Source organism: Marinobacter sp. C2H3, from assembly GCF_037080155.1.
Lineage (GTDB): Bacteria > Pseudomonadota > Gammaproteobacteria > Pseudomonadales > Oleiphilaceae > Marinobacter.
In genome coordinates this window covers 637,788-656,194 of record NZ_JBBBNZ010000001.1, presented here as the reverse complement: position 1 = coordinate 656,194, position 18,407 = coordinate 637,788, and the positions used below count along the sequence as shown (strand labels likewise).

General features: G+C 60.3%; 14 protein-coding genes and 1 pseudogene. 7 read left to right on the top strand and 8 right to left on the bottom strand.

Features of this window, described 5'->3' with window-relative positions:
• The 7 genes and pseudogenes from V3388_RS02895 to tkt all read right to left on the bottom strand — a co-directional run.
• Nucleotides 1–1,961: pseudogene (locus V3388_RS02895) on the bottom strand (hypothetical protein); the annotation flags it as partial.
• A gap of 37 nt (nucleotides 1,962–1,998) precedes the next feature.
• Entirely contained in the window at nucleotides 1,999–2,919 is a 921-nt protein-coding gene (locus V3388_RS02890; protein ID WP_336366012.1) for a transglutaminase-like domain-containing protein, read from the bottom strand.
• A 3-nt stretch (nucleotides 2,920–2,922) separates the two neighbouring features.
• Nucleotides 2,923–3,771, bottom strand: a complete 849-nt coding sequence (locus V3388_RS02885; RefSeq protein WP_336366011.1) for a rhodanese-like domain-containing protein — start codon at nucleotides 3,769–3,771, stop codon at nucleotides 2,923–2,925.
• A gap of 394 nt (nucleotides 3,772–4,165) precedes the next feature.
• Nucleotides 4,166–5,230 carry a class II fructose-bisphosphate aldolase gene (fba, locus tag V3388_RS02880; RefSeq protein WP_336366010.1) on the bottom strand — a complete coding sequence of 355 codons (1,065 nt, stop codon included), beginning with the start codon at nucleotides 5,228–5,230 and terminating at the stop codon, nucleotides 4,166–4,168.
• A gap of 284 nt (nucleotides 5,231–5,514) precedes the next feature.
• Nucleotides 5,515–6,675 carry a phosphoglycerate kinase gene (locus V3388_RS02875; RefSeq protein WP_336366009.1) on the bottom strand — a complete coding sequence of 387 codons (1,161 nt, stop codon included), beginning with the start codon at nucleotides 6,673–6,675 and terminating at the stop codon, nucleotides 5,515–5,517.
• Nucleotides 6,676–6,866: 191 nt separating this feature from the next.
• Nucleotides 6,867–7,922, bottom strand: coding sequence for a type I glyceraldehyde-3-phosphate dehydrogenase (locus V3388_RS02870; protein WP_336366008.1), 1,056 nt, complete (start codon nucleotides 7,920–7,922; stop codon nucleotides 6,867–6,869).
• Entirely contained in the window at nucleotides 7,922–9,922 is a 2,001-nt protein-coding gene (gene tkt / locus V3388_RS02865; RefSeq protein WP_336366007.1) for a transketolase, read from the bottom strand. Before tkt ends, V3388_RS02870 begins: the two co-directional genes overlap by 1 nt.
• A 168-nt stretch (nucleotides 9,923–10,090) precedes the next feature.
• On the opposite strand from tkt, the gene V3388_RS02860 reads away from it, so the two are divergent.
• The 7 genes from V3388_RS02860 (at nucleotide 10,091) to V3388_RS02830 (ending at nucleotide 17,877) form a co-directional block, all read left to right on the top strand.
• On the top strand, nucleotides 10,091–11,140 hold the full coding sequence (locus V3388_RS02860; RefSeq protein ID WP_336366006.1) for a metalloregulator ArsR/SmtB family transcription factor: 1,050 nt from the start codon (nucleotides 10,091–10,093) through the stop codon (nucleotides 11,138–11,140).
• A gap of 154 nt (nucleotides 11,141–11,294) precedes the next feature.
• Nucleotides 11,295–12,485 carry a methionine adenosyltransferase gene (gene metK / locus V3388_RS02855; RefSeq protein ID WP_336366005.1) on the top strand — a complete coding sequence of 397 codons (1,191 nt, stop codon included), beginning with the start codon at nucleotides 11,295–11,297 and terminating at the stop codon, nucleotides 12,483–12,485.
• Between the two features lie 472 nt (nucleotides 12,486–12,957).
• Entirely contained in the window at nucleotides 12,958–14,352 is a 1,395-nt protein-coding gene (ahcY, locus tag V3388_RS02850; RefSeq protein WP_336366004.1) for an adenosylhomocysteinase, read from the top strand.
• A 12-nt stretch (nucleotides 14,353–14,364) separates the two neighbouring features.
• The gene (gene metF / locus V3388_RS02845) at nucleotides 14,365–15,234 is read left to right on the top strand and encodes a methylenetetrahydrofolate reductase [NAD(P)H] (RefSeq protein WP_336366003.1); all 870 of its coding nucleotides are present in this window, start codon (nucleotides 14,365–14,367) and stop codon (nucleotides 15,232–15,234) included.
• Between the two features lie 364 nt (nucleotides 15,235–15,598).
• A complete protein-coding gene (locus V3388_RS02840; RefSeq protein WP_336366002.1) occupies nucleotides 15,599–16,357 on the top strand; it encodes a transporter substrate-binding domain-containing protein in 759 nt (252 codons plus the stop codon).
• 88 nt (nucleotides 16,358–16,445) lie between these two features.
• Nucleotides 16,446–17,117, top strand: coding sequence for an amino acid ABC transporter permease (locus V3388_RS02835; RefSeq protein WP_336366001.1), 672 nt, complete (start codon nucleotides 16,446–16,448; stop codon nucleotides 17,115–17,117).
• 13 nt (nucleotides 17,118–17,130) lie between these two features.
• On the top strand, nucleotides 17,131–17,877 hold the full coding sequence (locus V3388_RS02830) for an amino acid ABC transporter ATP-binding protein (protein WP_336366000.1): 747 nt from the start codon (nucleotides 17,131–17,133) through the stop codon (nucleotides 17,875–17,877).
• 51 nt (nucleotides 17,878–17,928) lie between these two features.
• Here the strand turns inward: V3388_RS02830 and V3388_RS02825 are convergent, their stop codons facing one another.
• Entirely contained in the window at nucleotides 17,929–18,390 is a 462-nt protein-coding gene (locus tag V3388_RS02825) for an ABZJ_00895 family protein (RefSeq protein ID WP_336365999.1), read from the bottom strand.
• Nucleotides 18,391–18,407 lie beyond the last annotated feature (17 nt).

Sequence of the window (18,407 nt, the reverse complement as noted above, 5' to 3'; positions counted from 1 at the left end):
CCACCGACATATTCATTTTGGCCGCTCGGACTCGCCCGACCACGACTGCTCACATCAATTGAGGAGGTGCTGTCGACGGCCACTTTCCCTGTTACAGTGATATTGAGTTTCTGCTCGACCTCCGTCGGATGTGTAAGAACGGCCGCGTTAACGAGACTTAAAGTGGAAAACGACTGGTCACCGCTGAGTACAAGGCGACCATCATCAACAACAACATTTCCTCCAGCTGCGATGTCTTCCGAATGGAACTCAAACTGAGCCTTCCGGACGATAACCTCCGTCAAGCCCTCGGGCTTATATCGAAGAACCGAGAGTTGGCCGGCTCGGCTCTGGCCAATAACCCGAAGGCTTCTTAGCTGTTCGACTTCACCCGAGAAGTAAACTGTTCCAGCGCCCCCAGCTGTAGCGCTTGACCCGCCACCCGAAGTGCCTCCTGTGGCACTGACGCGCTGTAGATCAAATCCTTCGTTTTTCTGATAATGCACAGCAACGCGACCGCCGGCGCCGCCGCTGCCGCTGTAGCCCGATCGTGCATTACCTCCATTCGCGCGGATCTCACCAGCGCCGGATAACGTGCCAATACGAAGCCAGATTGAGCCCCCACTTCCGCCACCGCCGTGGCTACCATTAGTAGAGCCGTTAGCTTGGATGCTCCCGTCAAGGACCAGCTCATCGGCGGTCAACCGAACGGCACCACCGCCCCGCAGATTATCCGTACCGAGACCGTAATCCACCGGCGCCGTATAGCTGCCAAACTCTTCTGCGCTAGCGGTATTCCCGTAAGCACCACCACGGCCGCCGTAACTGCCACCGACATATTCATTTTGGCCGCTCGGACTCGCCCGACCACGACTGCTCACATCAATTGAGGAGGTGCTGTCGACCTCAAGTTTTCCAAGCAGCGTAAGATCGAGTTTTTCATCCGCAGCCACGGAGTGCGTCAGTATGGAGTTGTTCCTGAGTGTCAGAGACATCAGGGCAAGTCGACCATCCATCGTGATAGCGGCATTGTCCGACTCTACCGGTATGCCCAACGGAAAATTTGCTGGAAGAAGTTTGAGATTGGATTGCTTAACGAACAACGTCATACCAGGTAAAACCTGGCCAAGAAAAGACGTTTGCTGACTATTCGAGTCATTCCCGATGATCAGAAGCTGGCTTTGCTGGCTCATCCGGTCCGATACAAAAACGGTACCAGCGTTGCCCGCAGCAGAGGAGCTAGCACCTTCATGACCGCCAAACGCGGAAATGCCGTCAAGGTTAAATCCGATGTTTGTCTCAAAATACACGGCAATCCGGCCACCACCGCCACCGCTGCCTATATAACCTGAGCGTGCGTTCCCGCCATCCGCTCGAATAACGCCTGCTCCTTCCATGGTTTCAACGTCGAGCCAGATAGAGCCCCCACTACCACCTCCACCGTGACTAGTGTTATTTCCGCCGTTGGCCAAAATAGAGCCGTTGAGAGTGAGGCGCTTCGCCTTTAAATGAACAGCTCCACCTCCCCGAAGATTGTCTCCGCCCGTGCCCAGTTCGTTTGGAAACTCATATGAGCCATACTCAATGGCACTGTGCGATCCCCCATAAAAGCCACCTCGCCCCCCATAACTTCCGCCCGCATTTTCGTTTATCCCGCCGGGCCTGCCGTTACCGCGTGAAGAGGCGTCTATCGACGCCCCCTCATCAATCTGAACACCTTCATCGACAGTGATGCTGAGTTTATCCGCCGAGGCCGCCGAATGGGTTAGCCGGGCGCCATTGGTCAAGAGCAGTGACTGAAATTGATGCGAACCATCCAGTGTGAGCACTGCACCATCGACCACTAAAGCCTGCCCATCCAAGGAAAGGTCATTCGCACCAATAGCAGTGTTTTCTGTGATGACCTGAGAGTAGACATTGGCACTCGCGGCAAGAAGCCAGGCCAGCAAGCTAAATAGGGCAATCCGATTACATGCAATCACTCAAATATTCCCTTATGAAATTCCATAAAGTCCTGAATCAGCGCATCACGACAGAGATTCTGTCGTCATGGCTAAAAAACCGTTGGGCGTCGCTGCCGTTATCTCCGCCACCCAGCAACCTAAAGGCCACATATTCATCTTGGTGAGACGCGAATTCGTTCATGTAGGGGTCACTGACTGCCCATTTATTTCCGAATCTGGCCATGGCCCAGTTGTGGTAGTCAGAGGCCTCAACAAGCTGAGAAATGCCATGAGTTCGAAAGCCCGCGACAGACACAGCAATAACGGAAGATTGGCGAGCGAGCTCGACGAACGCGCCCATGTACTCTGTACAATCGCCGGCCCGCTCTGTCAGAGCGTACTCTGGTCCCAGATCTCTGGAGACATAGCCAACATCCTTGAGAGCGCCGTGCACCCAACCTGTTGCTCTCACGCCCCAAGGTTTCAACGTTGCCGCACCACGCTCAGGGCCTATCGCGTTTAATGCACTCAGGACAGCAGCGTGCCCCTTCGCCAGAGTGGGGGTCCGCCACTGCCTCGGCGTCTTATCGCTGAACAAAGGTGTCGTTTGAATGGGCTGTTTTCGCATAAAAACGATCGTAGTGACGGTGACGACCCTTTCCCCGAAGGGCGCGATAGGCTCAATCATGAAGATAAGACGCTGATTGCCCAAAGCATCTGACTGGATCTGGAACGGCGACGTGGCGCCGATGCTTTGGACGGTTTGGAAAGGCGTATTTTTTACTGGAGCAAACGCCGTGAAACGGACGTCATCGACGGTGAGATTTGTCTCATTCCTCAGCGTGAAGCTATATCGAACGACGCGCTTTTCCGCATCTTTGAACATTCGTTGCTCGACAGGGGGCTGAAGCGCTTGCCCAACAAACCAGGAAAGAGTCACCGAGAAAACGAATGAAAGGGTTACTAGGCCTATCCAAAAAGGTTTATGCGTGGTCATCCATCAGCCCCCGCATAAAAATCGTTTTGGTATGGCGTCTCGTTGACCAGCAATCAACCGAAGCCGGTTGTATTCCTGAAACAACGACCCTGAAGACGTTACGAGCCTGAAGACTTGTCGCAGTTTGGGTCTTTGAATGTCCTCTTCATTGAGGTCGCCTAAGAGGACTATTCGAAGAGGCTGGACAGACGAATTATTAAGGAAGTTATCGAAAACCTGACTTTCAATGTTTTTCGAGAGGTCCAATTCCGATATCGGCGTATCCGGGGGCGCATGCTCTCTGAAAAACGGCAAAAAGCGATGAGTGGTCATCACTGAGGTATGGCCAAACTCCAATCCTGCGAGGAATTCGGAGGCGCTCAGCAGATCAATATCGGCGATTGCCTCCCGATTACCCTCCAGAGATCGTCCTGATGCGGCCCAACCTGCGATGCCTTCATTAAGCACGCGAAGCTTATCGAAGCCACGATGCTTGGCGCTTGCGCATAGCTGCGCAAGCTCTGACACGTCAAACCCCTTGTTAACGATCAGTAACTTTTTGTCGCTGAGGGTGGTAGTAGCGAGAAGTTTTAATGGGAGGAGATTAACGCTTCCGGGAATATGAACCCCACGGAATGCTTCCGGCGGCCGGACATCAACCAGGAGATAATCATCGGCATCGATGTCGGCAAGATTCTTAAAGCAGGAAAAGTCTTGATTCGGGCTATACGGCGCGCCCCTCGACTGCAGAAAGTCCAGATAACCCGCTTCTGCCTCACATTGCCCGGGCGCAACAGCCGATGCAGCACAAGCAACAGCAGAAAAAAATAGGCACAAAAAAGCCGGACAGACCACACGCTCCAATGTGTACATCACTACAATCCATGTATGGACATCAGCCTCAGCGAGGCACTCAGGAAATAGAGGTTAGCGTAAAAGTTGGATTAAAGAAACGTAATAGAGAATTTAATTGCGGAACTTTTTGCCAGGTCACAAGAAGTCAGATGAAAAACTCATCGCAGCGAGTAAAAGCACATCCCCCCAATTCGAGCCGGCACCCTGAAATAACAATCAGCCCGAGATGACTTAAAAACGGTTCCAAACGCACCGGGGCGGAGGCCCTGCGCAAGACACGCCCGCAAGTACGTCCTTGTAGGGCTTGGCTGTGCCCATCCCTGGCCACAGACAGTCTTGCGCAGGGCCTCCGCCCCGGTTCGTCCCCCGCAAGCCTCAGGCTGGGAGGGCAATCGCCAATGTTCAGCGAATATTACTTAACCTTCGGATCAAGCTCCCCGGCCGAGTACCGCTCAAACATGCGTTCGAGGTTGATCGGGTTGATCTTGCTGGCGTTGCCGGCGGTGCCGAAGGCTTCGTAGCGGGCCACGCAGATCTCCTCCATCGCCTTGATGGATTCCTTCAGGTATTTGCGCGGGTCAAACTCGGCGGTGTTCTGGGCCAGGAACCGGCGGATGGCGCCGGTGGAGGCCAGGCGCAGGTCGGTATCGATGTTGACCTTGCGCACGCCGTGCTTGATGCCCTCAACGATTTCTTCCACGGGAACGCCATAGGTTTCCGGGATCTCGCCGCCGAACTCGTTGATGATCTTCAGCCACTCCTGGGGCACGGAGCTGGAGCCGTGCATGACCAGGTGGGTGTCCGGGATCCGGGCGTGGATTTCCTTGATGCGGTCAATCGCCAGGATGTCGCCGGTGGGCGGACGGGTGAACTTGTAGGCGCCGTGGCTGGTGCCGATGGCAATGGCCAGGGCGTCCACGCCGGTTTTCTTGACGAAGTCCGCTGCTTCTTCCGGGTCGGTCAGCATCTGGCTGTGGTCGAGTTTACCCTCGGCGCCGATGCCGTCCTCTTCGCCGGCCTGGCCGGTTTCGAGGGAGCCCAGGCAGCCCAGCTCGCCTTCGACGGACACGCCGCAGGCGTGCGCCATCTCAACGGTGCGACGGGTGACGTCAACGTTGTACTCGTAGCTGGTGGGGGTTTTACCGTCTTCGCCCAGGGAGCCGTCCATCATCACGGAGCTGAAGCCCAGCTGGATGGAGCGCTGGCACACGGAGGGGCTGGTGCCATGGTCCTGGTGCATAACCACGGGAATGTGCGGGAACTCCTCGATGGCCGCCAGGATCAGGTGGCGCAGGAAGGGCGCGCCGGCGTATTTACGGGCGCCGGCGGAGGCCTGGACAATCACCGGAGAGTCGGTTTTGTCCGCCGCCTGCATGATGGCGCGCATCTGCTCGAGGTTGTTCACGTTGAAGGCGGGCACACCGTAACCATGCTCGGCGGCGTGGTCCAGTAGTTGCCGCATCGAAATCAGGGCCATGGGTTGTCTCCTCGTTGGGCTGTGATGATTGAATTCTGTTTTATCGCCAGGCTTTGTTCGGGCCTGCTTTATTGAAGTCTGATTTATTGGAGCCTGCGGCGGCGGGCGGGAGTGCTGCTTCGCGGAACCGCTACAAGCACATCCCTGTGCGCTTGGCTCAGGCCATCCTTGGCCTTCGACATTCCGCGAAGCAGCACTCCCGCCCACCTTGCGAGCCCACTACGGTGGTTAACACCGGCTCGCGACTCGCCCTTTCCTCGGGTCGTCCGGCAGGACGGCCCGTATCAGGCGCCGCGTTCTTCCAGTACCGCAACCGCCGGGAGGGTTTTGCCTTCCACGAATTCCAGGAAGGCGCCGCCACCGGTGGAGATATAGGAAATCTTGTCAGCTACGCCGTATTTGTCAACGGCCGCCACGGTGTCGCCGCCGCCGGCCAGGGAGAAGGCGCTGCTCTCGGCGATGGCGTTGGCCAGGGCCTTGGTGCCGTTGCCGAACTGGTCAAACTCGAACACGCCCACCGGGCCGTTCCAGAGGATGGTCTTGGCGTTTTTCAGCAGTTGGGCGAACTCGCCGGCGGTTTCCGGGCCTACGTCGAGGATCATGTCGTCGGCGGTCACGTCGGAGATGTTCTTGACCGTTGCCGTGGCGGTTTCGGCGAATTCGCTGGCGACGACTACGTCCACCGGCAGCGGGATTTCCACGCGGCTGGCGATGTCTTTGGCGGTGTCGATCAGGTCGTGCTCGCACAGGGACTTGCCCACCGGGTGGCCGGCGGCCGCCAGGAAGGTGTTGGCAATCCCGCCGCCGACGATGATCTGATCGCACACTTTTTCCAGGGCGTTCAGTACGTCGAGCTTGGTGGAGACCTTGGAGCCGCCAACGATGGCAACCACGGGCTTGGCCGGGTTGTCCAGGGCCTTGCCGAGGGCGTCGAGTTCCGCCGCCAGCAGCGGGCCAGCGCAAGCTTCGGGGGCGAATTTCGCCACGCCGTGGGTGGAGGCTTGGGCGCGGTGGGCGGTGCCAAAGGCGTCCATCACGTAGACGTCGCACAGGGCGGCGTACTGTTTGGCCAGGGCCTCGTCGTCTTTCTTCTCACCTTTGTTGAAGCGGACGTTTTCGAACAGCACGACTTCGCCGTCGGCCACGTCAACGCCGCCGAGGTAGTCCTTGATCAGGCGAACGTCCTGGCCGAGCACGTCGCTCAGGTGGTCTGCCACCGGCTTGAGGGAGGCGGCTTCGTCGTACACGCCCTCTTCCGGGCGGCCAAGGTGTGACATCAACATCACCTTGGCGCCGGCGTCCCGGGCGGCCTTGATGGTCGGCAGCGCGGCGCGGATGCGGGCGTCGCTGGCGACTTTGCCGTTTTTCACGGGCACGTTCAGGTCTTCACGGATCAGCACGCGCTTGCCGGCGAGCTGAAGGTCGGTCATTTTCTTGATGGCCATGTCAGTCTTCCCTATCAATTTGAACCTGGGGTCAGATGAAGGCCTTCATCTGACCCCGAACTTGGGTGAACCTGGGTTAAACCTGGGGTCAGATGAAAGCGTCCATCTGCCCCGATCCTGGGCGCGAATCCGGAGCTCGAATCTGGAGTCAGATGAAAGCGTTCATCTGACCCCGTTTTCATGGCCCGGCGTCATCTGCCCGCGTCGTCAACCCCGCTTTCAGTCTTTTCCAGCCAGCTCCTGCTCACGTCCAGCATCCGGTTGGCGAACCCCCATTCGTTGTCGAACCAGCACAGCACCTTCACCATGGTGCCGCCGGTAACGCGGGTCTGGCCGCCGTCCACGACGCCGGAGTGGGCGTCGTGGTTGAAATCGGAGCTGGCCAGGAGTTCGTCGGTGTAGTCCAGGATGCCTCGCATTGGGCCGTGGGCGGCCTCTTTCAGGAGACGGTTCACCGTTGTCACGTCAGTGGTTTTTCGCACGTTCACCACCATGTCGATGGCGGAGACGTTCAGTGTTGGTACGCGCATGGCCACGGAGCTGAAGCGCCCTTCCATGTGCGGCAGCAGGCGTTCGATGCCCCGGGCCAGCCCGGTGTTGACCGGCACGATGTTGTGCAGGGCGCTGCGAGTGCGCCGCAGGTCCTGGTGATGATAGGCGTCGATCACCGGCTGGTCGTTCATGGCCGCGTGGATGGTGGTGGTGGTGCCCTGCTCAATGCCCAAGGCGTTGTCCAGCACCTGGATCACCGGCACCAGGCAGTTGGTGGTGCAGGAGCCGGCGGCAACAATCACGTCCCGGTCGCTCAGGTCCGCGTCGTTGATGCCGAACACCACGGTGCGGTCCACGTCCGGCTCGGCGGGCTGGGAAAACAGCAGCCGTTTGGCGCCCGCGTCGATGTGCTTTTGCGCGGTGGCCCGGTCCGAGTAGGCGCCGGAGCACTCCAGCACCAGATCCACCCCCAGCGCCCGCCAGGGCAGGTCCGCCGGGTCCGGATGGCGCAGGATGCGGATGCGGTCGCCGTTCACCAGCAGATCGTCGCCCTCCACCGCAATGGACCCGTGAAACCGCCCGTGGGTGGAATCGTAGCGGGTCAGGTGCGCGATGGTATCGATGTCCGAGAGCTCGTTGATCGCGACCACCTGCAGGTGATCGCGATAGCCGTTCTCATAAAGCGCCCGCAACACGCACTGGCCGATACGGCCGTACCCGTTGATGGCGATGCGACACGGCGCGGGTCGGCTCATCAGGCGTCCAGCAGCTCGTCGGCGGTCTCAAGGATGTTGTCGACGGTAAAGCCGAACTCCTTGAACAGCTCACCGGCCGGGGCAGACTCACCGAAGGTGGTCATGCCGATCACCCGGCCGTCCAGGCCCACATACTTGTACCAGTAGTCGGCGATGGCCGCTTCGATGGCGATGCGATTGGTCACTTCCAGCGGCAGCACCTGCTGCTTGTACTCGGCGCTCTGGGCATCGAACACGTCCGTGGACGGCATGGAGACCACACGAACGGCGGTGCCCCGCTCCCGCAGCTTGGCGGCGGCGTCCTGGGCCAGGGCCACTTCGGAGCCGGTGGCAATCAGGATCAGTTCCGGAGTGCCTTCGCTGTCGGACAGCACGTAGCCGCCCCGGGCGACGTTGGCCAACTGCTCGGCGTCACGTTGCTGGTGGGGCAGGCCCTGGCGGGAGAAGACCATGGCGGTAGGGCCGTCGTTGCGCTCGAGGGCGGCCTTCCAGGCGACCGCGGATTCCACGGTATCGGCCGGGCGCCAGGTGCTCATGTTCGGGGTGGTGCGCAGGCTGGCCAGTTGCTCGACCGGCTGGTGGGTCGGGCCGTCTTCACCCAGGCCGATGGAATCGTGAGTGAACACGAAGATGGAGCGCTGCTTCATCAGCGCCGCCATGCGCACGGCGTTGCGGCAGTATTCCATGAAAATCAGGAAGGTGGCGCCGTAGGGCACGAAACCGCCGTGCAGGGCCAGGCCATTCATGATGGCAGCCATGCCGAACTCGCGTACGCCGTAGTACAGATAATTGCCGGAGGCATCCTCTTTGGTCACGCCTTTTACGCCGGACCAGATGGTGAGGTTGGAACCGGCCAGGTCAGCGGAGCCGCCCATCAGTTCCGGCAGCATCGGGCCGTAGGCGTTCAGGGTGTTCTGGGAGGCCTTGCGGGAGGCCACGGTCTCGCCCTTGTCCTGGCACTCCTGGATATAGGCCTGGGCTTTCTCGGCGAAGTCCGCCGGCAGCTCGCCGGCCATCCGGCGCTTGAACTCGGCCGCCAGGGCCGGTTCGGCTTTCTCGTAGGCGGCGAAGCGGGCTTCCCATGCGCTCTGGGCAGCCGCGCCTTTGTCTTTGGCGTTCCAAGCCTGGTAGATGTCCGCCGGAATCTCGAACGGGCCGTGCTGCCAGCCCAGGGCTTCCCGGGTCAGCACGATTTCATCGTCGCCCAGGGGCGCGCCGTGGCAGTCTTCCTTGCCCTGTTTGTTGGGGGAACCGAAACCAATGATGGTCTTGCAGCAAATCAGCGTGGGCTGATCGGTGTTGGCGCGGCCGGCTTCGATGGCGGCGCGGATGGCCTCCGGATCGTGGCCGTCCACCGCCGGCACCACGTGCCAGCCGTAGGCTTCAAAGCGTTTGGGGGTGTCGTCCGTGAACCAGCCTTCCACCTCGCCGTCGATGGAAATGCCGTTGTCGTCATAGAAGAAGATCAGCTTGCCAAGACCCAGGGTACCGGCCAGGGAGGCCACCTCGTGGGAGATGCCTTCCATCAGGCAGCCATCTCCCAGGAAGGCGTAAGTGTAATGATCCACAATCTCGTGGCCGGGGCGGTTGAACTGGGCCGCTAGGGCTTTCTCGGCGATGGCAAAGCCGACCGCGTTGGCAATGCCCTGGCCCAGCGGACCGGTGGTGGTCTCAATGCCCGGAGTGTAGCCGTATTCCGGGTGGCCCGGGGTTTTGGAGTGCAGCTGCCGGAAGTTCTTGATGTCATCAATGCTGACGTCGTACCCGCTCAGGTGCAGCAGAGAATACTGCAGCATGGAGCCGTGACCGTTGGACAGCACGAAGCGGTCGCGGTTGGCCCAGTGCGGGTTGGCCGGGTTGTGGCTCAGGTAATCGTTCCACAGTACCTCGGCGATATCCGCCATGCCCATGGGCGCACCCGGGTGGCCGGACTTGGCTTTTTGCACCGCATCCATGCTCAGCGCGCGAATGGCGTTGGCGAGATCTTTACGGGACGGCATTGACGTTTCTCCAGTTTTTACAGGATCGGTTCACGGGGGTAAAAAATAAGGCGCGTATTTTCGCCGATTAGGGCGTGCCTGAGCAAATCGGCAGCAATGCGGACCTATATCAAAATTTTTTGATATGGATATTGATTGACCAACCAATCCCCCCTACACTTTCCCGCTATGAACGCACCCCTAACCACACCCAGCACACCAGCGCAGCCCGCGGCTGACGCCGCATCGCCCGAGGCCATCACACTGGCTCCGGTGGAACTGCTGGCGCCGATTTTCAAGGCCAGCGGCGACCCGCTACGCCTGGAAATCCTGCGGGTGCTGCGACGGGACACCTTTGGGGTGTTGGAACTGAGCCAGATGTTCGACATGCGCCAGTCCGGCATGAGCCATCATTTGAAGGTGATGCATAAGGCCGGTCTGCTGGAACCCCAGCGGGAGGGTAACGCCATCTTCTACCGCCGCCCGGTGCGGCTGGACGGCGACCGGCTCAGCGATTTTGCCATCCGCCAGGTGTTCGAAGCGGTGGATCGGGTGCCACTGGCGCCGGAGCTCCAGGACAAGATCGAGGCCATCCGCGCCCAGCGGGCGGATCAGTCCCAGGCGTTTTTTGCACGGCACGCCGAGCAGTTCCGGGAGCAACAGGAACTGATTGCCGCGTTCGACGTTTACGCCACGCCCACCGCCGAGCTGATCCGCAAGCGGGCCCGTCGTCGTGATTGGCATTCAGCGCTGGAAATCGGACCCGGCGAGGGTGGCTTTCTGCCGGTTCTGTCGGCCTTGTTCCCGGAAGTGGTGGCCCTGGACAACAGCCGGGACATGCTGGCCAAGGCGGCCCGCACCTGCATTGAGGGGCGGCTGGCCAACATTGACCTGGTGGAAGGGGTCACGGACGTTCTACTGGGTCGCGGAGATGCCTTTGATCTGGTGGTGGCCAACATGGTGCTGCACCACGTGCCCAGCCCGGCGGATATGTTTCTGGACGCGGCGGCCCTGATGCACCCGAACGGTTGTTTTGTGGTCAGCGATCTGTGCAGCCACGACCAGGATTGGGCCAAGGCCAACTGCGGCGATTTGTGGCTGGGCTTCGAGCCGGAAGAGCTGACACGCTGGGCGCTGGACGCCGGGCTGATCGCCGGAGAGCAGCTGTTTATTGGCCTTCGCAACGGCTTTCAGATTCAGGTTCGGGAGTTCTGGAAAACGGATGCCACCGGCAGTTGACCGGAGGCATATCAAAATTTTTTGATATGGTTGTACGTACTTTTACGTACTGCCGCTAACCCTTGAAAATATCGACGCCGGCACCGGTCATTTCCGGCCGGCACGAATTGAACGGCGCTTGGCGCCTCAACGCGCTCACAGGGAGCAAATGCCTATGTCCGACTACAACATTTTCACCTCCGAATCGGTCTCCGAGGGCCATCCGGACAAGCTGGCCGACCAGATCTCCGACGCGGTGCTGGACGCCATCCTGACGGAAGACAAGCACGCCCGCGTGGCTTGCGAGACCATGGTCAAGACCGGTGTCGCCATCGTTGGCGGTGAAATTACCACCAGCGCCTGGGTCGACCTGGAAGATCTGGTTCGGGGCGTGATCAACGACATCGGCTACACCTCCTCCGATGTGGGCTACGACGGCAGCACCTGCGGCGTAATCAACATCATCGGCAAGCAGTCCGTGGATATCGCCCAGGGCGTGGACCGGCAGAAGCCCGAAGACCAGGGCGCGGGCGACCAGGGCCTGATGTTCGGCTACGCCAGCAACGAGACCGACGTGCTGATGCCGGCCCCCATCACCTTTTCCCATCGCCTGGTACAGCGCCAGGCCGAGGCCCGCAAGAGCGGCCTGCTGCCGTGGCTGCGCCCGGACGCCAAGAGCCAGGTCACCTGCCGCTATGAGAACGGCCAGGTAGTGGGCATCGATGCGGTGGTGCTGTCCACCCAGCACGATCCGGACGTCACCCAGGCGGACCTGAAAGAGGCGGTGATGGAGCTGGTCATCAAGCAGACCCTGCCGGCCGAGCTGCTGCACAAGGACACCCAGTTCCACATCAACCCGACCGGCAAGTTCGTGATCGGCGGCCCGGTGGGCGACTGCGGCCTGACCGGCCGGAAGATCATCGTGGACACCTACGGCGGCATGGCCCGTCACGGTGGTGGCGCGTTCTCCGGCAAGGACCCGTCCAAGGTGGACCGTTCCGCCGCCTACGCCGGCCGCTACGTGGCCAAGAACATCGTGGCCGCGGGCCTGGCGGAGAAATGCGAGATTCAGGTGTCCTACGCCATCGGCGTGGCGCAGCCGACCTCCATTTCCCTGAACACCTTCGGCACCGGCAAGATCGGCGACGACAAGATCATCGACCTGGTCCGCCAGCACTTTGACCTGCGCCCATACGCGATCACCCGCATGCTGGACCTGCTGCACCCGATGTACCGGGCCACCGCGGCCTACGGCCACTTCGGGCGGGATCCGTTCGAGATGACGGTGAAGGGCGAGACCTTTACCGCGTTCCCGTGGGAGAAGACTGACCGCGCCGACGCCCTTCGGGACGCGGCGGGGATTTGATGCTGCTTGAGGCCGAGCTTGGGAGCCGGGCCTCTTTATAAGGCCGGCCCGCTGTCTGTTGGGGCAGCGGCGCTGAGGGATCGCTGTCGGGGACACGCTACAAGCACGTCCGTGTGCGCTTGGGTCGGGCCATCCCTGGCCCTCCACAGTCCCCGACAGCGATCCCTCACCACCGCACGAAACGTCCGGTGTGGGCTTTTCCAAAAAGTGCCGATTGCGTTCAACGCCCGCAAGAGGCCTGAAACGGAACGAATGGCGTACTTAATGACCGCATACGCCTGAACTCGGACGCGGGCGTGGGGTGTTGCTTTCGCGGAATGTCGAAGGCCATGGATGGCCTGAGCCAAGCGCACATGGATGTGCTCGTAGCGATTCCGCGAAAGCAACACCCCACGCCCGCCTCCCCCAAAGTCAGCGGCCAGGGGACGAGACTCCTCCCAAGGCCAACTAAGAAAACGGACAGGAGAAACACATGAGCACTCCGGCAGAAAAACTGAACAGCTTTGACGACTACAAAGTACGCGACATCGCCCTGGCAGACTGGGGCCGCAAGGAAATCCGCATCGCCGAAGGCGAAATGCCCGCCCTGATGAAGCTGCGGGAGAAGTACAAAGCCGAGCAGCCGCTGAAAGGCGCCAACATCATGGGCTGCATCCACATGACCATCCAGACCGCCGTACTCATAGAGACCCTGGTGGAACTGGGCGCCAACGTGCGCTGGTCCTCCTGCAACATCTTCTCCACCCAGGACCAGGCCGCTGCCGCCATCGCTGCCCAGGGCATTCCCGTGTTTGCCTGGAAAGGCGAGACCGACGACGAGTACGAGTGGTGCCTCGAGCGCACCGTGGGCGCCGACGTGGCCGACTGGGAACCGAACATGATCCTGGACGACGGCGGCGACCTGACCGAACTGCTGCACACCAAGTACCCGCACATCCTGGATAACTGCCACGGCATCACCGAAGAGACCACCACCGGCGTGCATCGCCTGCAGGAAATGCTGCGGGAAGGCAAACTGAAGGTGCCGGCGATCAACGTCAACGACTCGGTGACCAAGTCCAAGAACGACAACAAGTACGGCTGTCGCCACAGCCTGAACGACGCCATCAAGCGCGCCACCGACCACCTGCTGTCCGGCAAGAAAGCCCTGGTGATTGGCTACGGCGACGTGGGCAAAGGCTCTGCCCTGTCCCTGCGCCAGGAAGGCATGATCGTGAAAGTCACCGAAGCCGACCCGATCTGCGCCATGCAGGCCTGCATGGACGGCTTTGAAGTGGTGTCCCCGTACCTGAACGGCGTCAACACCGGCACCGAGCAGTGCGTCAACGCCGAGCTGCTGGCCACCACCGACCTGCTGGTGACCACCACCGGTAACGTCAACGTGTGCGACGCCAACATGCTCAAAGCCCTCAAGAGCGGCGCCGTGGTGTGCAACATCGGCCACTTCGACAACGAAATCGACACCGCCTACATGCGCAAGCACTGGCAGTGGGATGAGGTGAAGCCGCAGGTGCACGTGGTGTACCGCGACAAAGCCGCCAACGACCACCTGATCCTGCTGTCCGAAGGCCGCCTGGTGAACCTGGGCAACGCCACCGGCCACCCGTCCCGGATCATGGACGGCTCCTTCGCCAACCAGGTGCTGGCCCAGATGCACCTGTTCGAGCGCAAGTTTGCCGACCTGCCGGCCGATTCCAAAGCCAAGGGCGTGTACGTGCAGGTGCTGCCCAAGCAACTGGACGAGGAAGTGGCCCGGGCGATGGTGGAAGGCTTTGGTGGCGTGATCACCAAGATGACCCCGGAGCAGGCCAAGTACATCGGCGTGCCGGTGGAAGGCCCTTACAAGCCGGAAAGCTACAGGTACTGATCGGATACTGACATGGAATCGCAAAAGCACTTCAAGCGACGGTTCAGCTTCGAGTTTTTCCCGCCCAAGACCGACCAGGGCAAGGAAAAACTCCAGGCGGTCCGCGACACCCTGGCCGAGGTCAATCCGGATTTCTTTTCGGTGACCTTTGGCGCCGGGGGCTCGACCCGGGACCGCACCATTGAAACGGTGCTGTCCCTGCACAAGCAGGGCATTTCCACCGCGCCCCACCTCTCCTGCGTGGGTGGCACCCGCGAGGAGATCGGCGAGCTGCTGGACCTGTACAAGGCCAATGGCATCAACCGCATCGTCGCCCTCCGGGGCGACCTGCCCTCGGGCATGGGGGCGGCCGGTGAACTGCGCTACGCCAACGATCTGGTGAGCTTCATCCGGGAGCACAGCGGCGATCACTTCAACCTGGAAGTGGCCGCCTACCCGGAGTTTCATCCCCAGGCTCGCAACGCCGAGGAAGACCTGAAGAACTTCGCCCGCAAGGTACAGGCCGGCGCCAATAGCGCCATCACCCAGTACTTTTTCAACGCGGACAGCTACTTCTACTTCATCGACCGGCTGGAAAAGCTGGGCGTCACCCTTCCAGTGGTGCCGGGCATCATGCCCATCGTCAACTACTCCAGCCTGGTGCGATTTTCGGACATGTGCGGCGCGGAAATCCCCCGCTGGATCCGTAAGCAGCTCGACGCCTACGGCGACGACAGCGAGAGCATCCGCCAGTTTGGCGAAGAAGTGGTAACCCGCATGTGCGAACGCCTGCTCAAGGCCGGCGCTCCGGGCCTGCACTTCTACACGCTGAACCAGGCTGAGCCGAGCCTGAGCATCTGGAAGAACCTGGGCATCCGGGATCGCGAGAAAATCGCTTTTTAAATGCTTAATTAGCCGGTCCGCGCGCGCAAAAGGCGAACCCGGGGGTCAGATGAAAACCTTCATCTGACCCCTTTTTTCTGGCCCCGGGTGCGACTCTCCGGGGGTCAGATGAACGCTTTCATCTGACCCCATTTCCGCCGCCAATTTCCTGAGCCTCCGGGGTCAGATGAAGGCGTTCATCTGACCCCTTCTTCTCCCCCAGCAAACCCCAAGCATTTGATTTCATGCAGCCCAATAGGTCATAGTCTAAACTGTTTGTGATGCAGTTCTATGAACGCTCCCCGGGCGGCGCGGTGACCGGCCGTTGCCTTCCGGCTTGCCTTACCGGGCAATCGGAGCCTGATAAAAACCAAAAGGAGAAACCATGAACAGCAAATGGCTGAAGACCCTCGGTGCAAGCCTGGCACTGACGTTGGCAGCGGGGACAGCAAGCGCGGAAACCCTCAAGGTCGTCACCGACCCGAGCTTCGTTCCCTTTGAAATGATGGACCAGGAATCCGGCAAGATGATCGGGTTCGACATGGAAATCATCGCCGAGGTCGCCAAGCGCGCGGGCTTCGATTACGACCTGAACACCATGGATTTCAACGGCATTATCCCGGCCCTGCAAACCGGCAACGTGGACATTGCCATTGCCGGCATCACCATCACCGATGAGCGTGAGCAGATCGTCGATTTCTCCGACCCGTACTACGATTCCGGTCTGCGCCTGCTGGTGCGTGCCGACAACGACAGCGTCAAGGCCTTCAGCGACCTCGAAGGCATGAAGGTTGGCACCAAGATCGGCAGCACCTCCTACGATTACCTCAAGGACAAGCTCGACAAGGACGACGGCGTCACCCCATACCCGGGCAGCTCCGACATGTACATGGCACTGATGTCCCGTGCCGTGGACGCGGTGTTCTACGACGCGCCGAACGTAGGCTACTTCGCCCGCACCAAAGGTGAAGGCAAAGTCAAAACCGTTGGCCCGCTGTACGAAGGCCAGCAGTACGGCATTGCCCTGGTGAACGGCAGCAAGTGGGTAGAGCCGGTCAACAAAGCGCTGGCGTCCATGAAGGAAGACGGCACCTACAAGACCATCTACGAGAAGTGGTTCGGCCCGATGCCCGAAGGCATGTAACGGAAGGATCGACCCTAAGGTCTGAATACCGCGCCGGGGCCCAGTGCCCCGGCATTTCGTATCTCAACCTCCTGCGGAGACACCGACCGTGGAATCCACATTCCAGTTCGACTGGCAAGCCGCCATCGATTCCGTCCCCTACCTGCTCAAAGGTATTCCCTACACCCTGCTCATCTCCTTTGGCGGCCTGATCATCGGCTTCCTGCTGGGCATCCTGTTCGGCCTGCTGAGCATCAGCAAGAAGCCGTACCTGCGGTGGCCCGCCACCGCCTACATTGAAATCTTCCGGGGTACGCCCATCCTGGTGCAGGTCCTGTTTATTTTCTACGGCCTGCCAGACCTGATCGGCTCGCCGATTGATCCGCTGACGGCGGGCATCGCCGCCATCGCGCTGAACTCCGGCGCCTACATCTCCGAAGTGGTCCGCGGTGGCGTCCAGTCCATCGACAAGGGCCAGACCGAAGCCGGTGTTTCCCTGGGCCTGTCCCGCAGCCAGACTTTCTGGTCCATCGTATGGCCCCAGGCCTTCCGCCGCATGATCCCGCCTCTGGGCAACCAGGCCATCGTCAGCATCAAGGACACGTCCCTGTTCTCCGTCATCGGTGTCGGTGAGCTGGTGCGCCAGGGCCAGGTGTACATCGCCAACACTTTTACCGCCTTCGAGGTCTATTTCGTGGTGGCTCTTATGTACCTGGCCATAACCCTCTCACTGTCCCTGATCCTGCGTGTGCTCGAGCGCCGCGGCGTGGCTTCTGTCTGAAGGAAAGGTACCCATGACGCACATCGTTGAAATGAAGGGCATGAACAAGTACTTCGGCAAGCTGCATGTCCTCAAAGACATTGATCTGACCGTTGAACAGGGCGAAGTGGTGGTGATCATCGGCGCCAGCGGCTCCGGCAAATCCACCCTGATCCGCTGCGTCAACGGCCTGGAGGAGTACGAATCCGGGCAACTGTCCGTCGACGGCCACCCTCTCGCCCCCAAAGGCGGCAACCAGAAAGCGCTGAACGAGATCCGCAAGGAAGTGGGCATGGTGTTCCAGCAGTTCAACCTGTTCCCGCACCTGACCGTGCGCAAGAACATCATGCTGGCGCCGATGAAGGTCAAGGAGACTTCTGAGACCGTCGCCAACGCCACCGCCGAGCGGCTGCTCAACCGGGTGGGTATCGGCAACCAGGCGGACAAGTTCCCCAGCCAGCTCTCCGGCGGCCAGCAGCAGCGGGTGGCCATCGCCCGGGCCCTGGCCATGGAGCCGCGGCTGATGCTGTTCGACGAGCCCACCTCCGCCCTGGACCCGGAAATGATCGGTGAAGTGCTGGACGTGATGCGCGAGCTGGCCAAGGAAGGCATGACCATGATGGTGGTCACCCACGAGATGGGCTTCGCCCGGGAAGTGGCGGACCGCGTGATCTACGTGCACGAAGGCCAGATCGTCGAGGAAGGCAAACCCGACGACGTGTTCGACAACCCCCAGAGTGAACGCACCCAGGCGTTTCTATCTCGGGTGCTGTCTCACTGAGGTGATCGCGCGATCAAAAAGCCCCCACCATCGGGGGCTTTTTTTGGCAGGTCAGTTTTGACTCGCCCTTTTGGCAGCCTCTGAACGCTGCACTTTTGCCAGATACCGGCGAGCGCCCCTGCCAAAAATCAATAGACAAATAAGGGTTTGCAACAAAAAGGCAATCGCAAAACCGGCCACCCACACCAAAACCGGAAGTTCGCCCAGAGCGGCTATAAAATCACCCACGTAGGCTGCGCCTTCCGACATAAACAACACGGTTATCACACACACCGAGGAGACAATTGGAGCAATCAGGTTGACCCAAAGCGACAGGATCCAGTTCTCCCGGCGCGTGGGTGTTCGGCCAAACGCTGAAACCGATGCGGCCATAGCGCCGTAGGCGGACCCCATCAACACCCCGATCTGAGCGCCAGAATTCAGGTCAATGTTGAACACCTGGCTGATGGTGCCCACCAAAAGCTGAAAGGCAAAGTACAAGCCCGTAAAGTTGAGAATCGTTTTGATGACCATAGTGAAGCCTCCATGCT

Excerpts from the sequence above, each read along its gene's own strand:
- V3388_RS02830 (WP_336366000.1), top strand. The coding sequence starts at position 17,131 with ATGACGCACATCGTTGAAATGAAGGGCATGAACAAGTACTTCGGCAAG.
- V3388_RS02885 (WP_336366011.1), bottom strand. The coding sequence starts at position 3,771 with ATGTACACATTGGAGCGTGTGGTCTGTCCGGCTTTTTTGTGCCTATTT.
- V3388_RS02870 (WP_336366008.1), bottom strand. The coding sequence starts at position 7,922 with ATGAGCCGACCCGCGCCGTGTCGCATCGCCATCAACGGGTACGGCCGT.
- V3388_RS02860 (WP_336366006.1), top strand. The coding sequence starts at position 10,091 with ATGAACGCACCCCTAACCACACCCAGCACACCAGCGCAGCCCGCGGCT.
- metK (WP_336366005.1), top strand. The coding sequence starts at position 11,295 with ATGTCCGACTACAACATTTTCACCTCCGAATCGGTCTCCGAGGGCCAT.
- V3388_RS02875 (WP_336366009.1), bottom strand. The coding sequence starts at position 6,675 with ATGGCCATCAAGAAAATGACCGACCTTCAGCTCGCCGGCAAGCGCGTG.
- ahcY (WP_336366004.1), top strand. The coding sequence starts at position 12,958 with ATGAGCACTCCGGCAGAAAAACTGAACAGCTTTGACGACTACAAAGTA.
- V3388_RS02890 (WP_336366012.1), bottom strand. The coding sequence starts at position 2,919 with ATGACCACGCATAAACCTTTTTGGATAGGCCTAGTAACCCTTTCATTC.
- tkt (WP_336366007.1), bottom strand. The coding sequence starts at position 9,922 with ATGCCGTCCCGTAAAGATCTCGCCAACGCCATTCGCGCGCTGAGCATG.
- V3388_RS02825 (WP_336365999.1), bottom strand. The coding sequence starts at position 18,390 with ATGGTCATCAAAACGATTCTCAACTTTACGGGCTTGTACTTTGCCTTT.
- metF (WP_336366003.1), top strand. The coding sequence starts at position 14,365 with ATGGAATCGCAAAAGCACTTCAAGCGACGGTTCAGCTTCGAGTTTTTC.
- fba (WP_336366010.1), bottom strand. The coding sequence starts at position 5,230 with ATGGCCCTGATTTCGATGCGGCAACTACTGGACCACGCCGCCGAGCAT.
- V3388_RS02840 (WP_336366002.1), top strand. The coding sequence starts at position 15,599 with ATGAACAGCAAATGGCTGAAGACCCTCGGTGCAAGCCTGGCACTGACG.